The organism is Gluconobacter sp. P1D12_c, from assembly GCF_018812105.1.
In the GTDB taxonomy this organism is placed as follows: domain Bacteria; phylum Pseudomonadota; class Alphaproteobacteria; order Acetobacterales; family Acetobacteraceae; genus Gluconobacter; species Gluconobacter oxydans_A.
The window spans coordinates 89,121-111,715 of record NZ_JACSIQ010000008.1 but is presented as its reverse complement, the minus strand read 5'-3'; the positions used below and the strand labels follow the sequence as shown (position 1 = coordinate 111,715).

Below are 22,595 nucleotides of genomic sequence, written 5' to 3'. Positions count from 1 at the left end.
GTCAGGTAAGACAGCGTTCTGAATTCTGGAAAAGGCAGCCGGGTCACTGGCTGCCTTTTTTGATTCCGAGCTGGTCAGGCGAGCACGTAGACCCATGCTTTCTTGCCTGAGCGCAGTGTAACTTGCACCCTTTTGTAGCTAGACACTTCGTAAGTATCCGCAGCGAGAAGCTCAGCTTCAGTGATGCAGAAGACTTGCCCTGTGATTTCGTCCTGTGGGTTGTCACTCGGGTGAATAACAGGATGAAAGCGTTTGTCGCTGGCCTTGATGACAGCAGCGTCCGTGATTTCCATCATCGACGCCTGATAGCCCGTCATCGCATCCTCTTCGCCATGCAGCAGGCGACCGAATGAGGAACGCTGAACCTCGGGTTGCTGGAGTGTTCCGTAAGAAAACAGGTAAACTGGCCTCTGGTCAGGCATGAGTAGCTCCGTGAGATAAAGGCAGGAACGTCAGATCTTGCGGTAGCCTTGCCAAAGCGCTGTGACAGGTTGCCCGTCGTCCTGTGGTGTCAGATGGATGTAAAGCCCATCAATCTGTTCCAGCGGCAGGCAGTCATCCACTTCCATGAAGTTGTCGCGGTGGCGATGGTCGTAGCCCGGTAATAGGGTCTTTTTGGCTTTTGCCTTGGCATCTTCTGCCGATGTGGCGACGAGGAAGGTAAAAGCGTGCTCTTCCTTCAACTCACCGGCCGCATATCCACCCATATTGATGAAATAGAGCGATTGGGAGCCTCTAGGCTTTTCAGGGCTGAGCGTGACGGCGTGTCCGTCCGCCCATGTGATGATGCCATAAGCATCGACGTGCAGGGAATTCCGAACCCCAAACCAGCGCTCTGCAAGTGATGGATAAGCATCTTCCGGCTTGTTCACGACTGCAAACTGAACATCATGAACTTCGATGTTCGCGCCGGGTGCTGCGCCACCGAGATAGAAAACATACAGGTTCAAGAGCGTGTCTCCTCAAAACGTAAAGCGGGTCATAGCCGGTTCCCCGACACACTTCACGGTGAAACGCATTGACAGGGCGAAGCTGATGCGATGAGTGTGACCCCTACCAGGGGGAGCTTCGCCAAAAGAAGCTGAGAGGTCACTGAAGGACTGTAATGTCTGCGGTGTGACGACCCTGCCGGGTGCATCCTGCATCCGGGAAACCTGATCCGGTTAGAACCGGCGGAGGGAATGGTGTTGAGACACAACGAAACTGGCTTTGCCAGTGGTGCGTGCTGTTGCTCCCTCTGCCTCAGAGGGGGCGAACATGGGTGACATTCCACAAAACCTGAACCAGAGACCAGCTGTAGGCCATGTGACGACAGGCCCGATTCAGGGCTCCTGCAAGAAATGGTCCGAAGCGCCGGGACGCCCGGATATTCTGGTCCCATATCGCGAAATTGCGCTGCATCCGTCAGCGAATGAAGCGCCTGTCAGAGTTTATGACACGTCTGGTCCTTATACAGACACGTCTGTCACGATTGATGTGACGAAGGGCCTCTCTGCTCCACGTGCAGAATGGCTCGCCAAGCGGGGCTTCGAGCGGGTTGCAGCGCGGGCCGTGAAGCCGGAAGACAACGGCTTCACAAGCGAGGCGCAAGCTGTTCCGGCGTGTCCGGCACCGCACGAAGTCTATTCGGGTGAGGGCGCACAGCACGTCACGCAGTATGAATACGCAAGGGCCGGGATCATCACGGAAGAGATGATCTATATTGCTCATCGCGAAAACGTCTGCCGTGCTGAAATGGCTGAGGGAGCGGAAGAGCGTCGGGCAGATGGCGAAGATTTCGGTGCGGAAATTCCAGCATTCATCACGCCGGAATTCGTGCGCGAAGAAGTGGCGCGGGGGCGGGCTGTCATTCCCGCCAATATCAACCATCCGGAACTTGAGCCGGTTATTATTGGCCGCAACTTCCTCGTGAAGGTGAACGCCAATATCGGCAATTCGGCTGTGACGTCTTCTGCGGCCGAAGAGGTGGAAAAGCTAGTCTGGTCCATCCGCTGGGGCGCGGACACGGTGATGGATCTCTCTACAGGGCGGAACATTCACAACATCCGTGACTGGATCATGCGGAACTCTCCAGTGCCGATCGGCACTGTGCCGCTGTATCAGGCGTTGGAAAAAGTGAATGGTGTTCCTGAGAAGCTGACGTGGGAGATCTTCCGCGACACGCTGATCGAACAGGCCGAGCAGGGCGTGGATTATTTCACGATTCATGCTGGTGTCCGCCTTCAGCACATCCCACTGACAGCAAAGCGTACGACGGGAATTGTCTCCCGTGGTGGCTCCATCATGGCGTCCTGGTGTCTGGCGCATCACCGCGAGAGCTTTCTCTACGAGCACTTCGAAGAGATCTGCGACATCATGCGCCGGTATGACATCACCTTCTCACTGGGGGATGGGCTGCGTCCGGGGTCGATTGCCGATGCGAATGATGCGGCGCAGTTTGCTGAACTGACGACGTTGGGCGAACTGACGAAGGTGGCCTGGGCAAAGGGCTGTCAGGTCATGATTGAAGGGCCAGGTCATGTGCCGATGCACAAGATCAAGGTCAACATGACCAAGCAGCTCAAGGAATGTGGCGAAGCGCCGTTCTATACGCTTGGTCCGCTAACAACCGACATTGCGCCGGGCTATGACCACATTACCTCTGGTATTGGGGCGGCCATGATTGGCTGGTTCGGGACGGCGATGCTTTGCTACGTGACGCCGAAAGAGCATCTGGGTCTGCCGGACCGCTCAGACGTGAAGACGGGTGTCATAACCTACCGGATTGCTGCTCATGCGGCTGATCTGGCAAAGGGGCATCCGGCAGCTCAGTTGCGGGACGATGCCTTGTCCCGTGCACGGTTCGAGTTCCGGTGGGAAGATCAGTTCAATCTGGCGCTGGACCCGGATACGGCACGCAGCTTCCACGACGAAACGCTTCCAAAAGAGGCTCACAAGACGGCTCATTTCTGTTCGATGTGCGGCCCTAAGTTCTGCTCCATGAAGATCAGCCATGACATTCGCCGTGAGGCAGAACGTCAGGATGGTATGGCGCAGATGAGTGAAGTCTTTCAGGAACATGGCGCAAAACTTTATGTTCCGGAAAATGAAGTAGAAACGATTGCGGAATAACACCTGACGCGGAATGATTGAGGGTGATGGCCTTGCGTCCATAGGCCATCACCCTCATCATAGAGTGATGCCGCTTAAGGAAGACCTTCTCCCATTCCGGAAAACCCGCAAAGTCACGAAACTGGCGACCCGGCTGGGCAATTCGGCTTCAAACTGCGTTCTGCATGTCATGGTCAATGATCGCGCCGGTTTGGTCCGTGAAAGCGCGGCTTTCGTCGGTCTTCTCGAGAAGGTGTGGAAAGCCCGCGGTGTTGAAGGTGATCAGGTCTGGGCAGAACTGAACGAAAGAATCCGCCTTGCGGAAGAACTTCGTGCTAATGGCATCCGTCCGCGTAAAGGCGGCCACTATCGTTCCACAAAACTGCCCTGAGCCATGCCCTCTCTTCCAGATCTGTCTCATATTTCGCCGGATGACCTGAGCCGGCTGGATATCGGCGTGCTGATCGTGATTGGTCTGTCTGCTCTTTGGGGGCTGACACGCGGTTTTACCACCGAGCTTTCCGGGCTTGTCGCCTGGGCTTCGGCCGTCATTCTCACCTATCGGTTCCATGCTGCCCTGGTTCCATGGATTTCTCCATATCTGCATGAGAGCTGGCTGGCGGAGAGCGCAAGCGCGGCGGTCCTGTTTATCGTCATCCTGCTGACCCTGACGACGATCGCCGGGCGTGTGGGAGGAGCGGTAAGGGGCACTCTTTTTGGCGGCGTGGACCGCATACTGGGCGCTATTTTCGGTATTCTGCGCGGATATGTGATGCTGATCGCACTTTATCTGCTGGCAGGGTCTTTTTTCGGGTCCTGGACCTCCTACCTGATGCAGGGAAGCTTCACTGGGCCATATATTGAGGCCGGAGCATCCCAACTCGCCGGTTATCTGCCACATTCATTGCAACCACATCTTGCATCGCCGCCCACAAGCGGTCATGACGCGTCGTTGTGAACCCAGTCCGGAAAGGCCGAGCTGCATGACTGCCTCCGATACTCTTAACCGTCCTTACGAGGAATGTGGCGTTTTCGGCGTCTGGGGCGTGCCTGATGCGTCTGCCCTGACCGCTCTTGGACTCCATGCGCTTCAGCATCGTGGTCAGGAAGCTGCCGGAATCGTCAGTTTCGATAACGAACGGTTCCATCAGCACAAAGGTCTGGGGCTGGTCGGTGATGTCTTCGGAGACAGCCGTGTCATGGCAACGCTGCCTGGAAGTGTTGCCATCGGTCATAACCGATACGCCACCACAGGCGGAACGCATGTCCGGAATGTGCAGCCGCTGTATGCGGATTACGAGTTTGGTGGTCTGGCCGTTGCCCATAACGGAAATCTGACCAACTCCGCCACACTGAAGCAGGCGCTGGTAAAGCGCGGATGTATCTTCCATTCCTCCACGGATACGGAAGTCTTCATCCATCTCATCGCCATTTCCCTCTACACTACGGTGCTCGATCGCTTCATTGACGCCGTCAAGCAGGTGAAGGGGGCTTACTCCCTCATTACCCTGACGCCCGATGACGGCCTGATTGGTATGCGTGACCCGTTGGGCGTTCGTCCGCTGGTTCTGGGGCGGATGCCGGGTTACGAAGATTCGAATGGTGGCTGGGTTCTTTCCAGTGAGACGTGTGCGCTCGACATCATTGGCGCAGAATACGTTCGGGACATCGAGCCCGGCGAAATCGTAGTGATAAACTCTGAGGGGCTTCGGTCCCTTCGCCCGTTTGGCGATCAGGGTGGGCGCTTCTGCGTTTTTGAATACATTTACTTTGCACGGCCTGATTCAGTGCTTGAAGGCCAGCCTGTCTATGAAGCCCGCAAGCGCATCGGTGCAGAGCTGGCACGCGAGACGGCAGTCGAAGCAGACGTTGTCGTGCCAGTGCCGGACTCTGGCGTACCGTCTGCTATCGGATATGCGGCTGAAAGCGGTATCCCGTTTGAGCTGGGCATCATCCGTAATCATTACGTCGGCCGGACATTCATTGAGCCAACGGATCAGATCCGAAATCTTGGTGTGAAGATGAAGCACTCCGCCAATCGGCCGGTTCTGGCCGGGCGTCGGGTCGTTCTGGTTGATGACTCGATTGTACGTGGAACGACGTCTCGCAAGATTGTGGATATGGTGCGCGCGGCTGGTGCGACGGAAGTGCACATGCGCATTACGTCCCCACCAACGCGCCATCCTTGCTTCTATGGCATTGATACGCCCGAAGAGAGCAAGCTGATGGCGGCAACCCATACGATGGAAGAAATGGCTGCCGTTATCGGCGTGGATAGCCTCGCCTTCATCAGCTTTGATGGCCTTTATCGGGCGCTGGGTCATGAAAGTCGTACGGATGGCGCAGGTCGCTACTGCGATGCCTGCTTCACGGGTGATTATCCGATCACGCTCGTGGACAAAGAAGGCAATCTGGTTTCCTGAGTGATATTCGCTCTATTGCGACCTTATAAAAAAGCGCCTGCTCTCATGAGGGAGCAGGCGCTTTTTTTTGTGCTCAGACAGATGCTTTCAGGAATACAGACCGTCAGGAATGTCTTCATGCGATGAGGCAGGTCCGTTGATGTCGAGCGGCACAGCCATGACAGCCTCAAGGCCCGGGGAAAGCGGCGTATAGGTGAGGGTGCCACCAAGACTGCCGACGACAGCCTTCATCATGCGTGTCCCGAAACCGCTTCCGTTCAGATTGATGTCATGACGGCCCTGATCGGAAACAGTCAGCGTCAGACGGTCGCCAGTGACGGAAAGCGAGAGGTAAAGCGGACCGGCCTGGCCGCCGTAGGCATATTTGCTGGCATTGATGACCAGCTCGGTCAGCACCAGTCCGACATTAATGGCGCGGTCAGCCGAAATGGAGACGGGTGACAGAACCATGCGAAGCTGCGCCTGCCATTCCTCGCCAAGTGAAGAGCAGAGCTCTTCCATCAACTCTTCAAGGTAGCGGCTCAGATCTACCATGCCCATCTGATCGCCCCGATACAGGCGCCGATGAACCAGCCCGATGGCCGCAATTCGGTGCTGGGCTTCAGAAAGGGCTTCGGTGGTTTCTTCGTTCGTGGAAGTCCTGGCCTGAAGCTTCAGGAAAGACGCCACCATTTGCAGTGAGTTCTGCACACGGTGGTTTACCTCACGGATCAGGAAGTCTTTCTGTTGAATCAGGCTTTCACGTTCTTGAACTGTTGCCGTCAGGGTCGCATTCAGTTCGCGGAGTTGCTGGGTCTGATAATCGGCAATCAGGGTACGGCGGAGACGACGGGCAGCCTGCTTCTGTTCTGTCGTCCATCGATGGGAATGACCCAGAACGGTCTGCTGCCAGGACTCAAAAGATTTGCGGGGATGCAAAATGCCGTCATGGTCAGGCGCTCCCTTGTGTGGATTGCCAGCCCACTCAATCACCTGAACGATCTCAACCCGGCTCCAGACAAGCGTCAGGGAGGTTCGGAAGGGAAGGGTGATGGCCAGAATCCCGGCAGAAGCTTTTGGCCACATTTCTGCCGGAGGATAGTCCTTGCCGAGACAAGAGCTACAGAAAATTCCGCCATTGCTACCCAGACGGAGCCAGTCACGAATGGCGAGGAGATCCGCGTGTTCCGGAACTTTTCCGGACGTTTTGATCTCTTTCTGATCAATGACGGCAAAGCCGTCGCAGGGAAACAGACTGCGCAACTCCGTAACGGATCGCTGCAGGTTGTCCTTTACGGACGCGGCAGGGTCGAAATGGGATGTCGCGAACTCAATGGCATTTCTCAGGCGCAGACGCTCCTGATACGTGATGAGTTCTTCCTTGTTTCGAAGCTGACGTGACATGACGCCAGCGAGCGTCCGGCATGCGGCTCTGATGTCCTCGGAGAGGATGCGCGGTGTCGCGTTGTGGCAGGTGATCATGCCCCACAGAATGCCGTCCACAACCAGGGAGATCGAGGCCGACGCCGCCACGCCCATGTTCGACATATACTGTAAATGGACGGGTGAGATGCTGCGAAGCTGCACATCGCTCAGGTCGATACCCGTGGTGCCAGCCTCAACAGGGCGAATAGGGGCAGCTTCATAATGAATGTCTGGAATGACACGGATACGGTTGCGCAGATAAAGCGCACGCGCCTGCCGGGGAATATCGCTGGCCGGAAAGTGGTGGTTCATGAGGGATGGGAAAGCCTCATTGCGCTTTTCCCCCATTACGCAACCAGAGCCGTCTTCCTGAAAGCGGTAGACAAGCACGCGATCAAATTCGGTCAGCTTCGCGAAGACCTGTGCGCCGTGATGGCACACGGCGGAAATGTCCGGGCAACGCTCGAAACGATCAGCTGTGGCATCAATCTGGCTGAAGATTTCCCACGTCAGGAAATTACGACTGTCCAGAGGCTCAAGCTCGACCAGAAGGTGCTCGCCAGAGACGTGGAACTGGGCATTGAACGTCTCATCCTGCAGGCCGGAAACCCGGGTATTGTTTAGGGCCTTACCGCCTGACTGTTTCAGCCCGTCCGCTGGAATATTCAGAAGATCAGGTAGGGTCTGGCCCAGCCAGTTTGGCGCGAGGCGCGCTTCCAGATCGCCTGCGCCGGCAATAATCTGAAGGGTGTCGGCCTTGGCAATCAGGAGAAGCCCGTAGGGCTGGATCGCATCCGGGCGATGGATCTGCTCACGATCGCAGGATGTGAGCAGCGCATCTGAAAGGGGCTGCCCCGACTGGAGAGAGATCTTCGACGATAAGGTCAAGGTCTGAAAATCCCTCTTGGCGGAAATGCAGAAAGCGTTTGGTCTTGTCATCTAGGCAGGGGCTGCTCGAAAAGCAAACCCCTGTGAAAATACGACAATTCAACAGGAATATATCGTGAACCTTAAGGTTTTCGGCCCCCTGTTGTCAATTTGGCTTACTGCTGGATTGCGTCCTGCTGCATCCAGGATGCGACGTCCAGAGACAGGGCATGACGGCTGGCTGGACGCGTATAGAGCATGTGGCCACCCTGATAGAGATGCAGGGAAACGCGGTCTGCTCCGACCGTCAGATGGTCCTTCATCCAGCGGGCTGTGCCGAATGGGCAGGCAAGATCGTAGTACCCGTTTGCAACGAACACACGCAGACCGGGATCAAGCGCCAGAAGACGGTTCAGAACCGGAATCTGATGGATGGGAGCGGGGCCGTTCTCGCTCCATTTCCAGCTTGAATTGACCTTGAAGGAGAGCAGATCATAGGTCAGCGGAGTCTGGAAACCAAGGTCGTTGGCGGCATAACCAGAGAACGCATTGCCATAGGCCCGGCCAAAGCCGAACAGCGTTGGGTCAGGGCTCTCGTCCAGACCGTCTGCCGCAGGGTCGGCAATCGTCTGCGTAAAGTCATACAGGCCGTGAAGGCGACCGTTCTGGGACATGACGTCATGCGACCCGATAGCCGGAACACCATGCTGGCGCGTTACGACATCTTCCGGAAGGCCCGTACGGTGAGCGACTTCGGCGTAGAATGTCTTTCCGTCTTCGCCACTGGGGACTTTGCCCGCAACCTTGGGAAGATAAGTGCCCATCGCCCATTCATATGCTGCATCAGCCGACTGCTGGGTGACGTTCGGGCTTTCATGAGCCGAAATCAGGCTGGGGATCATGAGGGCAGCAGACAGAGGGTTCTCGTCCGTGTCCAGAAGCGGCATCTCGATGGCAGGCGACAGCATCACGACGCCGTTCAACAGAATTCCCTGCTCCATCTGAAGTGCATTGGCGACCTGAATGGAGCGAATGCCGCCGTAGCTTTCACCCACCAGATAGTGTGGGGACGACTGACGACTGTTCTTGGCTGTCCAGAGCTGGATGGCCTTGGCAAACGTGCTGGCATCCTGCTTGACGCCGTAGAACTGGTCTCCAGCCTTGGCGGTGTCGAGCGGGCGGGAATAGCCCGTGCCCACGGCGTCAAAGAAGACCATGTCCGTGAACGGAAGCCAGCTATCCGGATTGTCACCGAGCTTCGCGTGAGTGCCGTCGGTTGCATCCTTGGGAGGCATGGTCAGGGCGACCGGGCCTGCGGCACCAAGGTTCAGATAGGCTGTTGCGGCACCGGGGCCACCGTTAAAGAAATACGAGACAGGACGCTTGGCATCCGCTGCGCCGTCCTTGGTGTAGGACACGTAAAACATGCGCGCCGTCGGCTTCCCATCGGGGCCACGGAGGGTCAGGGTGCCAGCATGCGCGGTGTAGGCGATGCCATTCAGATGATGCTTCGTAACGGAGTCAGTGGGAAGCAGAGCGGCTTCACCGGTAAAGCTGTCTGAGGCCTTGGCTGCGTCAGCTTTAGGCGTGTCCTTCGGGGCATCTGCCGCCAGGGCAGGAAAGGCAGAAACGGGGGAAAGAAGGGACAGGGCAAGCAGCAGCGCGCGGCGGGACATCATCTGTCTGTCATCTCCGATGAGAATTGCAGGGTTGTTCTGCCCTACCAGCACGGATGCTCGTCTGCCACCGGCCCAGCATGAAGTTTTCGTCATGCGGGGCCGGTATTGTCTTGTTACTGGCCCTGAGGCGCCTTGATGTTGGGAGACAGCATCAGCCGCGGATCGGCAACGCGATCATAGTCATCGGCTGTCATGAAGCCCAGTTCCAGAGCGGCTTCCTTCGGGCTCAGGTTCTTTTCCATGGCATGATGGGCGACCTGTGCGGCCTTGTCGTATCCAATGGCGGGAGAAAGCGCCGTAACGAGCACGAGGGAGCGGTCCAGATCCTGCTTCAGTTTGTCTTCGTTAGCGCGAATGCCTTCGACAAGATGCTGACGGAAGTTCTCTGACCCGTCATGGAGGAGCGTGATGCCCTGCATAATGTTGTGGATCATGAGTGGCTTGTACACGTTCATGTCGATCATGCCGGACGCGCCACCCAAGCCAACCGCCACATCATTGCTCATGACCTGCAGGGCCAGCATGGACAGGGCTTCAGCCTGTGTCGGGTTGATTTTGCCAGGCATGATTGAAGAGCCCGGCTCGTTTTCTGGCAGCAGCAGTTCGCCGAAACCGGCACGAGGGCCACAAGCCAGCAGGCGAATGTCATTGGCGATTTTGAACAGGCTTCCCGCCGCAGTCCGCAGGCAACCCGACAGGTGGACCAGTGCATCGTGCGCGCCCTGAAGGGCGAATTTGTTTTCGCCAGCCGTGAAGCCCAGTTGCGTCAGATGCGCGATTTCTCCACAGGCGCGGGTGTCAAATCCGGCGTCTGTATTCACGCCAGTGCCGAGCGCCGTTCCGCCGAGAGCCAGTGGAAGGAGGCCATCACGGGCCGCTTCAAGGCGTGCAATATTGTCTGTCAGCATCCCGGCGTAGCCATGCCATTCCTGACCAAGCGTAATGGGAACAGCATCCTGAAGATGCGTACGGCCAACTTTGACCAGATCCTTCCATTCTTCCGCTTTGGCAGCGATGGCATCCCGCAGTCTGGCGAGGGCAGGAATGAGGCGGCGATGTACACCCAGAACAGCCGCAATGTGCATGGCGGTTGGGAAGTTGCAGTTGGTGGACTGCGCCATGTTGACGTGGTCGTTCGGGTGCAATGGCGTCTTGCTACCCAGCGGCTGACCCGTAAGCTGGCTGGCCCGGTTTGCGATGACTTCATTGAGGTTCATGTTAAACTGCGTGCCAGAGCCCGTCATCCAGACATGGAGTGGGAACATCCGGTTATGCTGCCCGGTCATGATCTCATCGCAGACGGTATGGATCAGATCGGCGCGATCTTGGGACAGACGGCCACTGGCTGCATTGGCCGAGGCGCAGGCACGTTTCATGATCGCATAAGCCTCGATCATTTCCTGCGGCATCAGTTCGCGGCCGATGCTGAAATATTTCAGGGAGCGCTGTGTTTGAGCGCCCCACAGAACATCATCAGCAACTTCGATCTGGCCCATGCCATCGGTTTCAATACGGCTCATGCGGTCTGGAGCTTTCCTGCAGGACGGAGTTCATGCCTGCGCGGAAACTATCCCAGAAGGATCAGGGGGAAAACAGGGGAAGGGACGCAGATGAGGCTGGGAGCGTGAAAAACGTTCCCCAGCATTGTCGATGCAGACAATCAGCAGGTGGGCGCTTTCGCTTGAATCACAGACAACTGCTGACTGAGATGTCGGCCTTTAACGGCCGAGCCAGCGATCCCCACCGAAGCGATTGTGGGAGAACAGAAAACCCGCGCAAAGACCTGCGGCCGCAAAGACGATCGTCCACAGGGAGATCGGGAGGAGCATGGTCGAAACGGCTGAAAGCAGAACCATCCCTGCGAAGGCACAGATGGCGGATTCGATCATCCGGGGCCCGAAATGACGTTCAGCACCGCAATTCGGACAGTGTTCTGCGGTCGACCGGATTTTTTGCCGGCAGACCGGACAGATTGTGACGGCTGTGGAAAGGGGTTCCATCATTGGCCGTGATTCTCCTCATGTTCACCGACGGCGATCCGCGCTTCCACAGCCAGGCGCCATTGCGCATCAGCCGGGGCGGCCGCCAGGGCACGGCGATACAGATCAAGATTGCTCGCGGAAATGTGCCCGTCCTTCTGGGTCTGGAGTTCTGCGAGCTGGATTGCAAGCTCTGGAGTGAAATGAATGTCCAGAGCGGACTTCCAGTCCGCGATGGCTTCTGAGGTCAGGCCAGCGCGCGCCTCGATCTGACCCAGCAGGACATGACCTGTCTCGTAAGTCGGATTGTCCTTCGGAATCGTGGCGACCTGCGCTTGAAGCTTCTGGATCATGACCATCGCTTTAGCGTCTGGCTTGACCTGACGGGCGCTTAGAGGCTGTGGCGGAAGAGAGGGGTGCCCGTTCACGATATACAGCGCAAATGCTGCAACCGGGATGCCAAGACCAACAGCAAGAACGGGAAGAAAACGCTTCGAACGGGCCGTTGCGTCTTTCAGGTCTGGTGTGGCGGAAGATTCGTCAGCAGCCAGAAGCCTCCGCTGGATTTCGATACGGGCTGCCCCGTATTCGTCTCCGTTGACGAGACCCAGATCCCGGTCCCGGTCGAGTTCGGCGAGCTGGCCGCGATAGAGCGTCAAAGCAGAGTCCCGCGCGTCCACGCGGCGGCGGAGACGGCGGAGGCCATAAAGGGCCGGTAGCAGCGTGATAGCTGCAACACTCAGGATTCCCAACCAGAACAAGACTTTACTCCCGGCCCGACAGGGCATCCAGGCGTGCACGCTCATCATCCGAGAGCGGCACAGGTGTAACGATGCGACGTCTCGTCGCACGCCACGCAATAACAAGACCGGCCACCAGAGCCAGAGCAGGCATCAGCCAGAGCAGGGCTGTGGACCATGAAAACTGGGGAGCCAGACGGATGAATTCGCCATAGCGATCTCCCATCCAGTCCATGATCTGCTGGTCAGACTTCCCCGCCGCGACCTGCTCGCGAACAACTTTGCGCAGATCGCGGGCCAGCGGTGCACTGCTGTCTTCGATGCTCTCATTCTGACAGACGAGGCAGCGGAGATGAGCGCCGATGGCTTCCGCACGCTTTTCCTGCACTGGATTGGGGAGCATTTCTGACGGGTCATCAACTGCGAGAGCGATGCCGCCTCCCGCCAGTGCCACAGCAAGCAGCAGGGCAGACAGACGTTTCATCATAGTCCTGCAAGCCTTGGCCGGATTTCCGCGTCGTAGATTTGCGGATCGAGAGCGGCACTGCCATGCCAGAGAATCCGGCCGCCGGGGGCGACAAGAAAGCTCTCGGGAACGCCTGTTACACCCCAGTCGATTGCGACGCGGCCATGTCTGTCAGAAGCTACGCGGGCATAAGGCGTGCCATCACGTTGAACAAAGGCGCTCGCGTTTTCTGGCTTGTCTTCATACGCGATGCCCCAGATGGGCATATTGCGGGAAATGGATCGTAGGCCAGGCATTTCCTGAACGCAGGGAATGCACCAGGACGCAAAGAAATTTACCAGAACCGGGCGTGTTTCAGCCTTCAGTTCTTTATCCGTAAATCCGTCACCCAGTCCGGGCAGACCTGGCATGGCGAATTCAGGAATAGGGCGGCCGACATTCGGGTTTTTGATGGCCCGCGGGTCAAAGCCGCCGCTTTCCATTCCTTGCAGCATTTTCCAGAACCCGACGCCCAGAACGCCAGCGCCAACAATCGGAAGGGCCGTCAGGAGGCCGCGTCGTGTTGCATTCATGCGTGTCTCTCCTCAGGCTTTGGCCATGGTCCGTGCGGCAGACCGCTTCGGTGCGCCAACGCGCAGACGACGATCCGAGAGCGAGAATGCTCCGCCGATGGCCATAACAAGCCCGCCCAGCCACATCCACGGGGCAAGCGGGTTCTTGTGCAGACGTAGCACATAGGTCGCATCGGCGCCCGTTCCGTGCCGGTCTCCCACGACGCCATAAAGATCCGTGATGAAGTTCGTATGGATCGCGACTTCCGTTGTGGTCTGGTTCTGTGTGGTGAAGTCCCGCTTTTCCGGATGCAGCATCGTGACCAGTTTGCCGTTGTGGCGTACGGCAATATCTGCCTGCATCGCGCGGTAATTCGGCCCGGCATAGTCATGAACGTTGACAAGGGTCCAATCGTCCCCGGCAAGGCTGCGGGTCTCGCCAACGTGGATCTCTACGATCGCATGCTGGGCACCAGACATTCCACACAGACCCAGCACGGTAATGCCTGCACCGATATGTGCCAGCGCTGCTCCCCAGCTTGAGCGGGGAAGGCTCTTGGCGCGCGCCAGCATCTCGCTGCGGCTGGAATGACCAAGGCCAATGCGGCGCAGAACATCCGTGACGGAGGCCGCCATGACCCAGATCGCCAGAGCGCCACAGGCGATAGGCAATGCTCCAGAAAATTTCCAGAAACACAGGACCAGGCCGATGGCCGCGAGAATGGCTGCAACAAACAGATGGGAGAATGTTCGTGCCAGTTGCGCCCGTTTCCAGGGAAGTGCGGTTCCGACACCCATGGCCAGAAGAAGCGGAATTGTGAGCGGGATGGTTGCCGCATCGAAAAAGGGTTTGCCCACTGAAATGGTGCGACCTGCCAGAAGCTGCATGAATGGCGGATACATCGTGCCTGTCACAACGACCGCACAGATCGAGCACAGCAGGATATTGTTCAGAACGAGAGAGCCTTCTCTCGAAACGGGCGAGAAGAGGCCGCCAGATGTCAAAGACGGCGCGCGCCATGCAAAGAGAGCGAGCGAACCGCCAATGACCAAAGCTAAAAGTGCCAGAATGAACACACCACGGGCCGGATCATTCGCGAAGGCATGAACAGAATTCAGAATACCTGAACGGACGAGGAATGTGCCTGACAGGGAGAATGAGAATGTCGCAATAGCCAGCAGAACGGTCCAGATTTTCAGACCCTCGCGCTTTTCTACGACAATGGCGGAATGGACGAGTGCGGTTCCGGTCAGCCATGGAATGAGCGAAGCGTTCTCAACCGGGTCCCAGAACCAGTACCCCCCCCAACCCAGCACATAATAAGACCACCAGGACCCGAGTGCGATGCCGCAGGTCAGGAAGCACCAGGCCGCTACGGCCCAAGGGCGAACCCAGCGGCCCCACGCGGCATCCACTCGGCCTTCAAGCAAAGCGGCAACTGCAAACGCAAATGGGACGGCAAAGCCAACATAGCCGGTGTAGAGAATGGGCGGATGGAAGGCGAGGCCGGGGTCCTGAAGCAGGGGGTTCATCCCCTGACCATCCATGGGAGCCGGAAAAACACGGTCGAATGGGTCGGAGGTCAGGAGGCAGAACAGCTGGAACCCGGCTGAAACACCGCCAAGAATGGCCAGAACACGGCCACGGAGAATGTCCGGGAGATTGCGCCCAAATGTCGATACGGCTGCGCCGCAGACGCCGAGGATCAGCGTCCAGAGCAGGACAGACCCTTCATGGTTTCCCCAGACACCCGTGATTTTATACAGCAGCGGTTTGGAGGCAGCAGAGTTTGCCGCGACGTTCTGGACGGAGAAATCATCCCGAACGGCGCACATGATCAGGCTGAAGAAAGAGATGGCCAGAGCGAAAAGCTGTGAAACCGCGAGAAAAGGCGCGATGGCGACAAGGCGGGCATTGCGCTTGTGAGCGCCCCAGAGGGGAACGACAAACTGAATGAGTGCGAGAACGCAGGCGAGGGCCAGGGCAAAATGGCCCTGTTCTGGTCCAAACATTATGGCGTTCAGCCTCCGGTTTTCTTGGCTGTCATGGTGTCCCAGCTTGCCGCGTCAGGGGCTTTACCAAAGCGTGGGTCCCACTTGCCGGTACGCTTCAGTTCTTCAGCCACTTCTTTGGGCATGTAAGTCTCGTCATGCTTGGCGAGCACTTCACTGGCCGTGAAACCACCATCCTTCTGTACCGTGCCTAGCGCCACCACGCTCTGGCCTTCGCGGAAAAGGTCAGGAAGGATGCCAGTGTAGTGAACTTCGACTGAAGCCTGACCATCCGTCACGTTGAAGGAGTTTACCGGGGCATCGTGTTCCGTGATGCGGTGCAGTGAGCCCGCAACGACCATTCCGCCCAGGCGGATCGTGCGATCAGGCGCCGGGGGGTGCGCCTTGACCTGAGACGGGGCCATGAAGAACACGATGTTGGACGAGAAAGCCCTCAGCGTCAGGGCTGCCGCGGAGCTGATGCAGGCGAGGCAGGCGATGACAATCCACAGGCGACGTGTCTTGCGGGTCATGATGCAGAGCTTTCACGGTGGCGGAGCTGGCTTTCGACAGCCGCCAGCCGGGCTTTGGCACGGCGCAGACGCAAAGCCGCGCCGATACCGAGAACCAGCGAGCAGCCGATGGTGAGACCATAAGCTGCGGCGATATAGGGCCAGTGATTGGGAAGGTGCATCATGCTGCGGACCTGTCCGGACGGTTGAGCCTGGAGCGTGCCATCAGCTGACGCGCGCGGCTCTCGTGGATTGCGGCACTCAGCCGGGCGAAAATGACAGCGGCGACACCCAGTGTGAAGCCGATGGTTGTGATGAGAAGCGGCCAGAGCATCGTCATGGACATGGTCGGTGCACCGGTCAGCGTGATGCTGTCCGGCTGATGCAGCGTATTCCACCATTGGACGCTGAACTTGATGATCGGCAGATCAATGGCTCCGGCCAGTGCCAGAATGGCAGCGGCGCGCTGCCCGCGGGCGGGTTCATCGAAGGCCCGGATCAGGGCGATGTGCCCTAAATATAGGAAAAATAGCACCAGAACGGAGGTCAGGCGCGCGTCCCATACCCACCAGGTGCCCCACATCGGCTGTCCCCAGAGGGAGCCTGTGACGAGGCAAAGAGCGGCTGCGCAGGCCCCGACCGGACCGATTTCAATGGCGGCGAGATCCGCCAGCGGATGCCGCCACACGAGGGAGAGAAGCCCGCAGACTGCGAGACCAAGGTAGCAGGAGGAGGCAAGCCAGGCCATCGGGACATGCACATACATGATCCGGACTGTCTCGCCCTGTTGCCAGTCAGCGGGAGCGAAGAAGAGGCCCCAGACAATGCCGACGGTCAGGAAGATGATCGCACCTGTGGATAGCCACGGCTGAAGCGCACGGGCCAGACGCAGGAATTGCCCCGGATTGGCATAACGATGGAGCAGATTGGGCGTAGGGCGCACGGGAACTCTCAACTCGGAGAAATATTTCTACTTGAAATAGTCCGAACCCCACGCATTCGGAAGGGGCGCATTGTCCCATTGTTCCTATGACTGTTATCACGTTTCACGGAAATGAGCGCGAAATGGGAACTTTCCGCAGGAGAAAGACGTGGCGTACTGGCTGATAAAATCCGAACCCGAAGCCTTTTCGTGGAATGAACAGGTTCGTAATGACATCGAACCATGGACCGGCGTTCGCAACTATCAGGCGCGGAACAATCTTGCGGCCATGAAGACGGATGACCTGGCGTTTTTCTATCATTCGGTGAGCGAAAAGCAGATCGTTGGTGTCGTCAGGGTCGTGAAAGAAGCTTATCCGGACCCGACTGCGGACGATCCGCGTTGGGTTTGCGTGGATGTGAAGGCGAATGGTGCTTTCACGACTCCGGTAACCCTGGCTCAAATCAAGGCAGATCCAGCTTTGGAAGAGATGGCTCTTCTCAGGCAATCCCGCCTTTCTGTCGCCCCGGTGACGGAGCAGGAGTTCCGGCATCTGACGAAAATCGGCGGATGGGTCCGCGCCTGACGGACCCGTTCCCGGTCAGTGAATGTCTGACGCATCCCCGTTAACGAGAACATTGGTCTGCCCGTTGGACGGGTGCCCAGCGTAGGTCAGAGGAAGGTCTTCGCTGTGATAGGGCGCCGTAACGGGGGCGTTAAACTTCACTGGCATACCGAAAATGCTGAAGTGGGACGGCAGGTTGTTTGTGCCGTTGGTTTTCTGCTCAGCATTGGTGCCCGGCATGCCGACAGGAAGATGCGTCCGCACTTCGCCGCTGAAATTTGCGAGTCTTTCCTCGGAGTCTTCTACGGCAACATAGCCGTGCGGCGGCGGCGGCGCTCCACCGTCGGGTAGTGCAACCTGCTGGGCGGGCGTCAGGTTCTTCTCTGGCGGGTTGTTCAGCTGATGTGCCGTGGAAGGCGGGATCTGTGGCAGATCGGCTGTACTGTGGCTACGATGGGCATGATGTGGAGCGGACAGGGCCGGTGTGGCTGCTGTCACAAGGAGGTTGGCTACCAGCGGGGCAGACAGGATCCAGCGGGAAAATGTTTTCATAATATGTCCTTCTCCACACCCGGCCGGGGCACCCGTCAAGCAGGGGGCTTTCGTGATGCGATATGAAACCTGCTATCGGGTAAACGGTTTCAGGTCTTACGAACAGGAGTTTTGATCGTCATGACCGTAGAGAATGGCTCGCAGCTTCCGAGTAGCGAATTTGCATCACTGGCGCTGGACGGGGACTCGTTGGCCCAGCTTCAGTCCGTGCTGGAACGCGTCGAACAGGGGCGTGGTGTCCTTGTCCGTCTGGCGGATCTGATGGGAGGAGCCGTCGGGCAGGCTGCGCGACTCGGGATGAAAGGTCTCGGCCTTGCACCTGCAGTGCAGCAGAAAATTCAGAAGACGGCTGAAATCGCGATTGAACGTGCCTTCAATGTTGCGATTGTAGGCATCAAGAATGACGTCCCGCTCGTTCGTGAGCCGTGGCGTGAGAACGCCGGACAGGCTGCTGTTGCCGTGTCGGGCGCCGTCGGTGGTTTTGGTGGAATTTTTGGACTGGCCCCTGACGTCGGGTTCACAACCCTGACCATCATGCGGGAAATCGCGCGGATTGCCCGCGAAGAGGGCGAAGACCTGCGTGATGAGGGAACACGACGCGCGTGCCTTGAAGTGTTTGCACTCAAAACTTTTCCTGCCCGTCAGGAAGAGGAAGATGGGGAACTCGGGTTCTTCTCCGCGCGTGCGTTGCTGCGTGGACGCCCGGTTGTGATGCTGATTTCCGAAGTGGCCTCTCATTATGGAATTGGCCTGTCGCGGAAGTTTGCGTTGCAGATGGTTCCTGTTGCAGGTGCGCTGTGTGGTGCCTCGCTTAATGCTGCCTTCCTCGCCCATTATCGTGCACTTGCGCGGGCACATTTCACGATCCGTCGTCTGGAGCGCACTCACGGTCGCGCTGTTCACGAAGCTGCCGTGGACATCCGCTCAGGTGCCGCATCGGAAACCTTTTCCTGATTTTTCAGGACGCTGAAACGAAAGCTGGAAATATGATGCCGAGCAGTCTTGTCTGGCTGAGTTTTACATTGGTTCTGGCTGTCGTGCAGCTGTTTCTGACGTCAGCGGCCTGCCGCAGGCAGGATGGTGTGCAGTGGGCCACGAGTAACCGGGATGGCGAAGCCCCGCGATACACGGGCGTTGCCGCCAGAATGCGGCGGGCACAGGCAAATTTTCAGGAGACGCTCCCGATCTTTATCGGGGCAGTCCTTGTGGCCCATGTGGCCGGTCGGGACGGAAGCCTAGTGACCTGGGGAGCAGGCCTCTACTTCCTGGGACGACTGGCTTATATTCCAGCCTATGCCCTAGGTCTGGGAAGCATCCGCAGTCTGATCTGGGGTGTGTCGATGATAGGGCTGTTTCTGGTTCTGGGCGGACTGATCTGACGATCAGCTTCGCTTGGGGCGAAGGCGCCAGAAGTCCAGCAGGCCCCAGAACACAATTCCTGCAAAACAGATTTTGACGAGTGCCATAAGCAGGCCGTCAGCTTCAGGGAGCAGGAAGCGTGCGAGCCCGAGCGGAATCAGACAGATCAGATAAACAAACGCTATAGGCAATGCAGTACTCCATCGAGATTGGAGTACTATGTACCACATCCGGGTACAGAAAGGTGAATAATCCCCCATGTGCGACGCGAAGCAGAAACCGGATGTCTGACATTACGCCTGAAATCCTGCTGGATGCTTACGCCTCGGGGATTTTCCCGATGGCCCCTGATCGGGACAGTGACGAGCTCAGCTGGTATTTTCCAGAGGAGCGTGGAGTACTTCCGCTCGACGCAATGATTGTTCCCCGAAAACTGATGCGTACGATCCGGTCCGGCAAGGTTCAGGTTACATCGGATCGGGCATTTGGAGATGTCATGCTCGCCTGTGCAGACCCTGCGCCGGGCCGGGAGGAAACATGGATCAGCCCGAAAATCTGTGACCTCTATGGCGCTTTGCATCAGCGTGGTTTTGCACATTCGATCGAAGTCTGGGACGACGGTGCCCTGGTAGGGGGGCTGTATGGCGTTGCCCTCGGCGGAGCATTTTTCGGGGAGAGCATGTTTTCCCGCCAGCGCGATGTTTCCAAGATTGCATTGGTCCATCTCGTTGCAGGATTGCGAAAGGGAGGGTATCGCCTTCTGGACACGCAATATACCACTCCCCATCTGACAACGCTTGGGGGCATCGGTATCCCGGCGGCAGATTATCTGGCGCTGCTGAACCAGGCTTTGACTGTCCGTACCATCTGGCCGGATGATTTCAGTCTGCACGCCCTGCGCGATGACATCGCGTCTCTGCGCCCACATCCAGGAGAATCCTGATGATTTCATTCCTCCGGCGGCATCAGTCTGCTCTTCTCATTGGCCTGCTTCTCGCAGGCAGTGGCGGATCGGCTCTCGCTGATGACCATCCGAGACTGGCGCCCGCGCGTGATGCGACCGTGACCTATCATCTGTCTGCTCCGGCCTCCCCGGGTGGCGATGTGAAGGTCTATTTTTCAGGGTCGGGTGATCTGCTGCGGATCGATTCTGCAGATGGACAGGGTATCACGATTCTGGACCGGCCGGGGCAGGTCGTGACGCTCGTGATGGTGCCGCGCAAACTGTACGCACATATTCGTCCCCAGCACGGACTGCATAATCCGTTCATGCTGGATCTGGGCATGAAGTACACCAAGGGCGGTAAAGAGACGATTGCCGGGGCCGTTTGTGATCATTGGGATATCCAGACAGCCCATGGCAAAGCTTCGGCCTGCGTGACGGATGATGGTGTCATTCTTGCCGAGGATGGTGTGGATGCAGATGGCGCCTCGGGCTCTATCCGCGCTGTAAGCCTGTCCTACGGGGATCTCCCTACCGCGACCTTCCAGCCTCCGGCTGGTTTCCAGGAAATTACGCCCCGCACGGCGTCTCGCCGTCAGGGGGGAGCCGGCAATCAGGCGAACACACTAACGCCATCTCCTGTGCCGGAAGGTGGCGCTGCAGGCGACTCCAGTGTGCAGACGCCGGGTCATATTGCGGCAGAAGGTACTCCTGCGGAAACGTCAGGTCCTGCGGCTCCAACGCTTTTGCCAGGGCAGGTTGCGCCGTCACAGGATACGACCCAGCCATCTGTTCCTAATGACTCGGCTGGCGACGGAACGGTCTCCTCACCTGATCAGCCGCCAAGCGGACCAGTAAACGGTGGCATGAAAGAATGAAGCGCATTTCTCTGGTCGCCGCCTTTACCTTAGCTGTTCTCGTAGTCGGCGCAGCGAGCGCTGCTGACACCATGACAGCCCCCTTTGTCACACCGATGCACGATGCGGATATCGATTACGTCATGGTGGGGCCGGGAGGGCAGCATCTGCACCAGCGGATGCGCTGGAACTCGCAGATGTGGCGTCAGCGCGTTGATCCGGAAGGGGCCTCAACGGTCATGCTGACGGATTACCGGCTTCATCGTCTGATGGTTCTGGATACGGCTCTGAAAACTGCCACGGTCACCGAGGCGCCGGGCGAATCGTTTTCCGCTCCGGGAACACCTGCGCCAGGGGCGTGGAAACAGGTCGGTCCGGCCACAATTGCTGGGGAGCCGTGCGTCATCTGGGAAGCTGCGGACACCGACAACAAGCCCACAGACTTCTGTTACACGGCGGATGGTCTGCTGCTCGGAGCGACCCAGAGCGGGCGGCTAGTGGTACAGGCTGCCTCGGTAAATCGAGCGTCTCAGTCAGCAGAACTCTTTGATCCACCAGCTGGTTATCACCGGATTGACCCGAAGCACTGAGAGGGGCGGGCAATAGTCATAATTTGAGAAAATCTTGCCATGATTGTTGCCTTTTCCTGCCATTTTCGTGTGGCAGATTTCTTCTCACAGGACGGACAGGATCTCTTCTGATCCCCCGTCTGACGTAATGAGGAGATTTGCCATGCGTCGCATCACCCGTGCAGTCCTTCTGGCTGCGCCCCTGCTGATCGGCACGGCAGTAGTTGCCCCGAATGCCGTAGTTCCCGCCGCTGAAGCTCATTGGCATGGCGGATATGGCGGCCCCGGATACGGTGGCCCAGGGCGTGGATATTATGGCCCGGGACCGGGCTGGCATCGTGGCGGTCATCGTGGAAATACCGGTGCCGTCGTCGGTGGCATTCTAGGTGGTCTGGCGATCGGCGCTGTTGGTGGCGCCATGCTGAGCAACTCTTATGGCCCGCCACCGCCGCCGGTCGTGTATGCCCCGCCGCCACGTGTGGTTTATGCGCCACCGCCGCCGGTCGTTTATGCGCCACCGCCGCCAGTTGTGGTTTATCCGCAATACTGAGCCCTTTTTACCCTTCGTCCGCCTTGATCGGGCGAAGGGTGTCAGGCAATCATGGTGCCTATGACAGATCATGCTCTTCAGGTGGGCGACCAGGCCCCTGCGTTTTCGCTTCCCGTCTCGGGAGGCGGTACCGTCAGCAGCGATGCGCTGAAGGGTAAGCCATATCTGCTTTATTTCTATCCGAAAGCTGACACGCCCGGCTGTACGACGCAGGCCTGCTCCATTCAGGAGAACCTGCCGTCTTTTGACAGTGAAGGCCTCACCATTATCGGTGTCAGCCCGGATGACGTCTCAAAAATCGAGCGCTTCGCTGCAAAGTACTCACTGACGTTCCCGTTGGCGTCGGATGAAGACCATGTGGTGGCTGAGGCCTATGGTACATGGGTTGAGAAGTCCATGTATGGCCGCACCTACATGGGTATGGAACGCAGTTCCTTTCTGGTGGATGGGAGCGGCGTCATCCGTCACATCTGGCGCAAAGTTAAGCCTGCTGAGCACTCTGCCCTCGTGGCAGAAGCGTTCCGGAGCCTGACCTCAGGGGCCTGAGAGCCTCTCCAGCCATCTCTTTCACAGAC

At 58.0% G+C, this 22,595-nt stretch carries 27 protein-coding genes and 1 riboswitch; of the genes, 12 read left to right on the top strand and 15 right to left on the bottom strand.

Annotation, left to right across the window (positions count from 1 at the left end):
- Positions 1–74: 74 nt before the first annotated feature.
- Together KP705_RS10760 and KP705_RS10755 are read right to left on the bottom strand one after the other, a co-directional pair.
- On the bottom strand, positions 75–422 hold the full coding sequence (locus KP705_RS10760) for a gamma-glutamylcyclotransferase family protein (RefSeq protein ID WP_046899978.1): 348 nt from the start codon (positions 420–422) through the stop codon (positions 75–77).
- Positions 423–452: 30 nt separating this feature from the next.
- Positions 453–950, bottom strand: coding sequence for a DUF1543 domain-containing protein (locus tag KP705_RS10755; RefSeq protein ID WP_046899977.1), 498 nt, complete (start codon positions 948–950; stop codon positions 453–455).
- A 99-nt stretch (positions 951–1,049) separates the two neighbouring features.
- Positions 1,050–1,199: riboswitch (TPP riboswitch) on the top strand.
- 58 nt (positions 1,200–1,257) lie between these two features.
- Between KP705_RS10755 and thiC the strand changes: the two genes are divergently transcribed.
- Genes thiC through purF form a run of 4 tightly spaced genes read left to right on the top strand, consistent with a single transcriptional unit; the run spans position 1,258 to position 5,513 of the window.
- The gene (thiC, locus tag KP705_RS10750; RefSeq protein WP_252348335.1) at positions 1,258–3,111 is read left to right on the top strand and encodes a phosphomethylpyrimidine synthase ThiC; all 1,854 of its coding nucleotides are present in this window, start codon (positions 1,258–1,260) and stop codon (positions 3,109–3,111) included.
- Positions 3,112–3,124: 13 nt separating this feature from the next.
- Positions 3,125–3,481 carry a hypothetical protein gene (locus KP705_RS10745; RefSeq protein ID WP_046899975.1) on the top strand — a complete coding sequence of 119 codons (357 nt, stop codon included), beginning with the start codon at positions 3,125–3,127 and terminating at the stop codon, positions 3,479–3,481.
- A gap of 3 nt (positions 3,482–3,484) precedes the next feature.
- Entirely contained in the window at positions 3,485–4,048 is a 564-nt protein-coding gene (locus KP705_RS10740; RefSeq protein ID WP_046899974.1) for a CvpA family protein, read from the top strand.
- 25 nt (positions 4,049–4,073) lie between these two features.
- Complete coding sequence (gene purF / locus KP705_RS10735; RefSeq protein WP_046899973.1) at positions 4,074–5,513, top strand: amidophosphoribosyltransferase; 1,440 nt, start codon at positions 4,074–4,076, stop codon at positions 5,511–5,513.
- 87 nt (positions 5,514–5,600) lie between these two features.
- Here the strand turns inward: purF and KP705_RS10730 are convergent, their stop codons facing one another.
- The 11 genes from KP705_RS10730 to ccmC form a co-directional block, all read right to left on the bottom strand.
- A complete protein-coding gene (locus KP705_RS10730; RefSeq protein ID WP_046900886.1) occupies positions 5,601–7,805 on the bottom strand; it encodes a histidine kinase dimerization/phosphoacceptor domain -containing protein in 2,205 nt (734 codons plus the stop codon).
- A 155-nt stretch (positions 7,806–7,960) separates the two neighbouring features.
- Positions 7,961–9,463 (bottom strand): S10 family peptidase, encoded by a 1,503-nt coding sequence (locus tag KP705_RS10725; RefSeq protein WP_046900885.1) that lies wholly within the window; start codon positions 9,461–9,463, stop codon positions 7,961–7,963.
- Between the two features lie 113 nt (positions 9,464–9,576).
- The gene (locus tag KP705_RS10720) at positions 9,577–10,983 is read right to left on the bottom strand and encodes a lyase family protein (protein WP_046899972.1); all 1,407 of its coding nucleotides are present in this window, start codon (positions 10,981–10,983) and stop codon (positions 9,577–9,579) included.
- Positions 10,984–11,181: 198 nt separating this feature from the next.
- Complete coding sequence (locus KP705_RS10715) at positions 11,182–11,466, bottom strand: hypothetical protein (protein WP_046899971.1); 285 nt, start codon at positions 11,464–11,466, stop codon at positions 11,182–11,184.
- Positions 11,463–12,203 carry a c-type cytochrome biogenesis protein CcmI gene (gene ccmI / locus KP705_RS10710; protein WP_215764429.1) on the bottom strand — a complete coding sequence of 247 codons (741 nt, stop codon included), beginning with the start codon at positions 12,201–12,203 and terminating at the stop codon, positions 11,463–11,465. Before ccmI ends, KP705_RS10715 begins: the two co-directional genes overlap by 4 nt.
- 4 nt (positions 12,204–12,207) lie before the next feature.
- Positions 12,208–12,666, bottom strand: coding sequence for a cytochrome c-type biogenesis protein (locus tag KP705_RS10705; RefSeq protein WP_046899969.1), 459 nt, complete (start codon positions 12,664–12,666; stop codon positions 12,208–12,210).
- A complete protein-coding gene (locus KP705_RS10700; protein WP_046899968.1) occupies positions 12,666–13,220 on the bottom strand; it encodes a DsbE family thiol:disulfide interchange protein in 555 nt (184 codons plus the stop codon). The genes KP705_RS10705 and KP705_RS10700 overlap by 1 nt, the downstream gene beginning before the upstream one ends.
- A gap of 12 nt (positions 13,221–13,232) precedes the next feature.
- On the bottom strand, positions 13,233–15,212 hold the full coding sequence (locus KP705_RS10695; protein WP_046899967.1) for a heme lyase CcmF/NrfE family subunit: 1,980 nt from the start codon (positions 15,210–15,212) through the stop codon (positions 13,233–13,235).
- An 8-nt stretch (positions 15,213–15,220) separates the two neighbouring features.
- Entirely contained in the window at positions 15,221–15,724 is a 504-nt protein-coding gene (gene ccmE / locus KP705_RS10690; protein WP_064273832.1) for a cytochrome c maturation protein CcmE, read from the bottom strand.
- The gene (locus tag KP705_RS10685) at positions 15,721–15,888 is read right to left on the bottom strand and encodes a heme exporter protein CcmD (RefSeq protein WP_143412318.1); all 168 of its coding nucleotides are present in this window, start codon (positions 15,886–15,888) and stop codon (positions 15,721–15,723) included. Before KP705_RS10685 ends, ccmE begins: the two co-directional genes overlap by 4 nt.
- Positions 15,885–16,646: a heme ABC transporter permease CcmC gene (gene ccmC, locus KP705_RS10680; protein WP_203548383.1), complete on the bottom strand. Its 762-nt coding sequence runs from the start codon at positions 16,644–16,646 to the stop codon at positions 15,885–15,887. Before ccmC ends, KP705_RS10685 begins: the two co-directional genes overlap by 4 nt.
- A 148-nt stretch (positions 16,647–16,794) precedes the next feature.
- Here ccmC and KP705_RS10675 point away from each other — a divergent pair, with 148 nt between their 5' ends.
- Positions 16,795–17,211 (top strand): EVE domain-containing protein, encoded by a 417-nt coding sequence (locus KP705_RS10675; RefSeq protein ID WP_099210702.1) that lies wholly within the window; start codon positions 16,795–16,797, stop codon positions 17,209–17,211.
- A 15-nt stretch (positions 17,212–17,226) separates the two neighbouring features.
- Here KP705_RS10675 and KP705_RS10670 read toward each other — a convergent pair whose 3' ends face one another.
- Positions 17,227–17,742, bottom strand: coding sequence for a hypothetical protein (locus KP705_RS10670; protein ID WP_215764428.1), 516 nt, complete (start codon positions 17,740–17,742; stop codon positions 17,227–17,229).
- Between the two features lie 120 nt (positions 17,743–17,862).
- Between KP705_RS10670 and KP705_RS10665 the strand changes: the two genes are divergently transcribed.
- On the top strand, positions 17,863–18,696 hold the full coding sequence (locus KP705_RS10665) for an EcsC family protein (RefSeq protein ID WP_064273834.1): 834 nt from the start codon (positions 17,863–17,865) through the stop codon (positions 18,694–18,696).
- Positions 18,697–18,728: 32 nt separating this feature from the next.
- Positions 18,729–19,121 carry an MAPEG family protein gene (locus tag KP705_RS10660; protein ID WP_232309097.1) on the top strand — a complete coding sequence of 131 codons (393 nt, stop codon included), beginning with the start codon at positions 18,729–18,731 and terminating at the stop codon, positions 19,119–19,121.
- Positions 19,122–19,124: 3 nt separating this feature from the next.
- Here the strand turns inward: KP705_RS10660 and KP705_RS10655 are convergent, their stop codons facing one another.
- Positions 19,125–19,292 (bottom strand): hypothetical protein, encoded by a 168-nt coding sequence (locus tag KP705_RS10655; protein ID WP_157091174.1) that lies wholly within the window; start codon positions 19,290–19,292, stop codon positions 19,125–19,127.
- A gap of 92 nt (positions 19,293–19,384) precedes the next feature.
- Between KP705_RS10655 and aat the strand changes: the two genes are divergently transcribed.
- The 5 genes from aat (at position 19,385) to bcp (ending at position 22,566) form a co-directional block, all read left to right on the top strand.
- Positions 19,385–20,044, top strand: coding sequence for a leucyl/phenylalanyl-tRNA--protein transferase (aat, locus tag KP705_RS10650; RefSeq protein WP_046899960.1), 660 nt, complete (start codon positions 19,385–19,387; stop codon positions 20,042–20,044).
- Positions 20,044–20,922: a hypothetical protein gene (locus KP705_RS10645; protein WP_203548385.1), complete on the top strand. Its 879-nt coding sequence runs from the start codon at positions 20,044–20,046 to the stop codon at positions 20,920–20,922. The genes aat and KP705_RS10645 overlap by 1 nt, the downstream gene beginning before the upstream one ends.
- The gene (locus KP705_RS10640) at positions 20,919–21,491 is read left to right on the top strand and encodes a hypothetical protein (RefSeq protein ID WP_046899958.1); all 573 of its coding nucleotides are present in this window, start codon (positions 20,919–20,921) and stop codon (positions 21,489–21,491) included. The genes KP705_RS10645 and KP705_RS10640 overlap by 4 nt, the downstream gene beginning before the upstream one ends.
- A gap of 142 nt (positions 21,492–21,633) precedes the next feature.
- Positions 21,634–22,020, top strand: coding sequence for a hypothetical protein (locus KP705_RS10635; RefSeq protein WP_046899957.1), 387 nt, complete (start codon positions 21,634–21,636; stop codon positions 22,018–22,020).
- A 60-nt stretch (positions 22,021–22,080) separates the two neighbouring features.
- Complete coding sequence (bcp, locus tag KP705_RS10630; protein WP_064273840.1) at positions 22,081–22,566, top strand: thioredoxin-dependent thiol peroxidase; 486 nt, start codon at positions 22,081–22,083, stop codon at positions 22,564–22,566.
- Positions 22,567–22,595 lie beyond the last annotated feature (29 nt).

Coding starts and splice junctions, on each gene's coding strand:
- KP705_RS10760 (WP_046899978.1), bottom strand. CDS start 422: ATGCCTGACCAGAGGCCAGTTTACCTGTTTTCTTACGGAACACTCCAG.
- thiC (WP_252348335.1), top strand. CDS start 1,258: ATGGGTGACATTCCACAAAACCTGAACCAGAGACCAGCTGTAGGCCAT.
- KP705_RS10745 (WP_046899975.1), top strand. CDS start 3,125: ATGATTGAGGGTGATGGCCTTGCGTCCATAGGCCATCACCCTCATCAT.
- KP705_RS10740 (WP_046899974.1), top strand. CDS start 3,485: ATGCCCTCTCTTCCAGATCTGTCTCATATTTCGCCGGATGACCTGAGC.
- purF (WP_046899973.1), top strand. CDS start 4,074: ATGACTGCCTCCGATACTCTTAACCGTCCTTACGAGGAATGTGGCGTT.
- KP705_RS10725 (WP_046900885.1), bottom strand. CDS start 9,463: ATGATGTCCCGCCGCGCGCTGCTGCTTGCCCTGTCCCTTCTTTCCCCC.
- KP705_RS10720 (WP_046899972.1), bottom strand. CDS start 10,983: ATGAGCCGTATTGAAACCGATGGCATGGGCCAGATCGAAGTTGCTGAT.
- KP705_RS10715 (WP_046899971.1), bottom strand. CDS start 11,466: ATGATGGAACCCCTTTCCACAGCCGTCACAATCTGTCCGGTCTGCCGG.
- KP705_RS10705 (WP_046899969.1), bottom strand. CDS start 12,666: ATGAAACGTCTGTCTGCCCTGCTGCTTGCTGTGGCACTGGCGGGAGGC.
- KP705_RS10700 (WP_046899968.1), bottom strand. CDS start 13,220: ATGAATGCAACACGACGCGGCCTCCTGACGGCCCTTCCGATTGTTGGC.
- KP705_RS10695 (WP_046899967.1), bottom strand. CDS start 15,212: ATGTTTGGACCAGAACAGGGCCATTTTGCCCTGGCCCTCGCCTGCGTT.
- ccmE (WP_064273832.1), bottom strand. CDS start 15,724: ATGACCCGCAAGACACGTCGCCTGTGGATTGTCATCGCCTGCCTCGCC.
- KP705_RS10685 (WP_143412318.1), bottom strand. CDS start 15,888: ATGATGCACCTTCCCAATCACTGGCCCTATATCGCCGCAGCTTATGGT.
- KP705_RS10670 (WP_215764428.1), bottom strand. CDS start 17,742: ATGAAAACATTTTCCCGCTGGATCCTGTCTGCCCCGCTGGTAGCCAAC.
- KP705_RS10665 (WP_064273834.1), top strand. CDS start 17,863: ATGACCGTAGAGAATGGCTCGCAGCTTCCGAGTAGCGAATTTGCATCA.
- KP705_RS10660 (WP_232309097.1), top strand. CDS start 18,729: ATGATGCCGAGCAGTCTTGTCTGGCTGAGTTTTACATTGGTTCTGGCT.
- aat (WP_046899960.1), top strand. CDS start 19,385: ATGTCTGACATTACGCCTGAAATCCTGCTGGATGCTTACGCCTCGGGG.
- KP705_RS10645 (WP_203548385.1), top strand. CDS start 20,044: ATGATTTCATTCCTCCGGCGGCATCAGTCTGCTCTTCTCATTGGCCTG.
- KP705_RS10640 (WP_046899958.1), top strand. CDS start 20,919: ATGAAGCGCATTTCTCTGGTCGCCGCCTTTACCTTAGCTGTTCTCGTA.
- KP705_RS10635 (WP_046899957.1), top strand. CDS start 21,634: ATGCGTCGCATCACCCGTGCAGTCCTTCTGGCTGCGCCCCTGCTGATC.
- bcp (WP_064273840.1), top strand. CDS start 22,081: ATGACAGATCATGCTCTTCAGGTGGGCGACCAGGCCCCTGCGTTTTCG.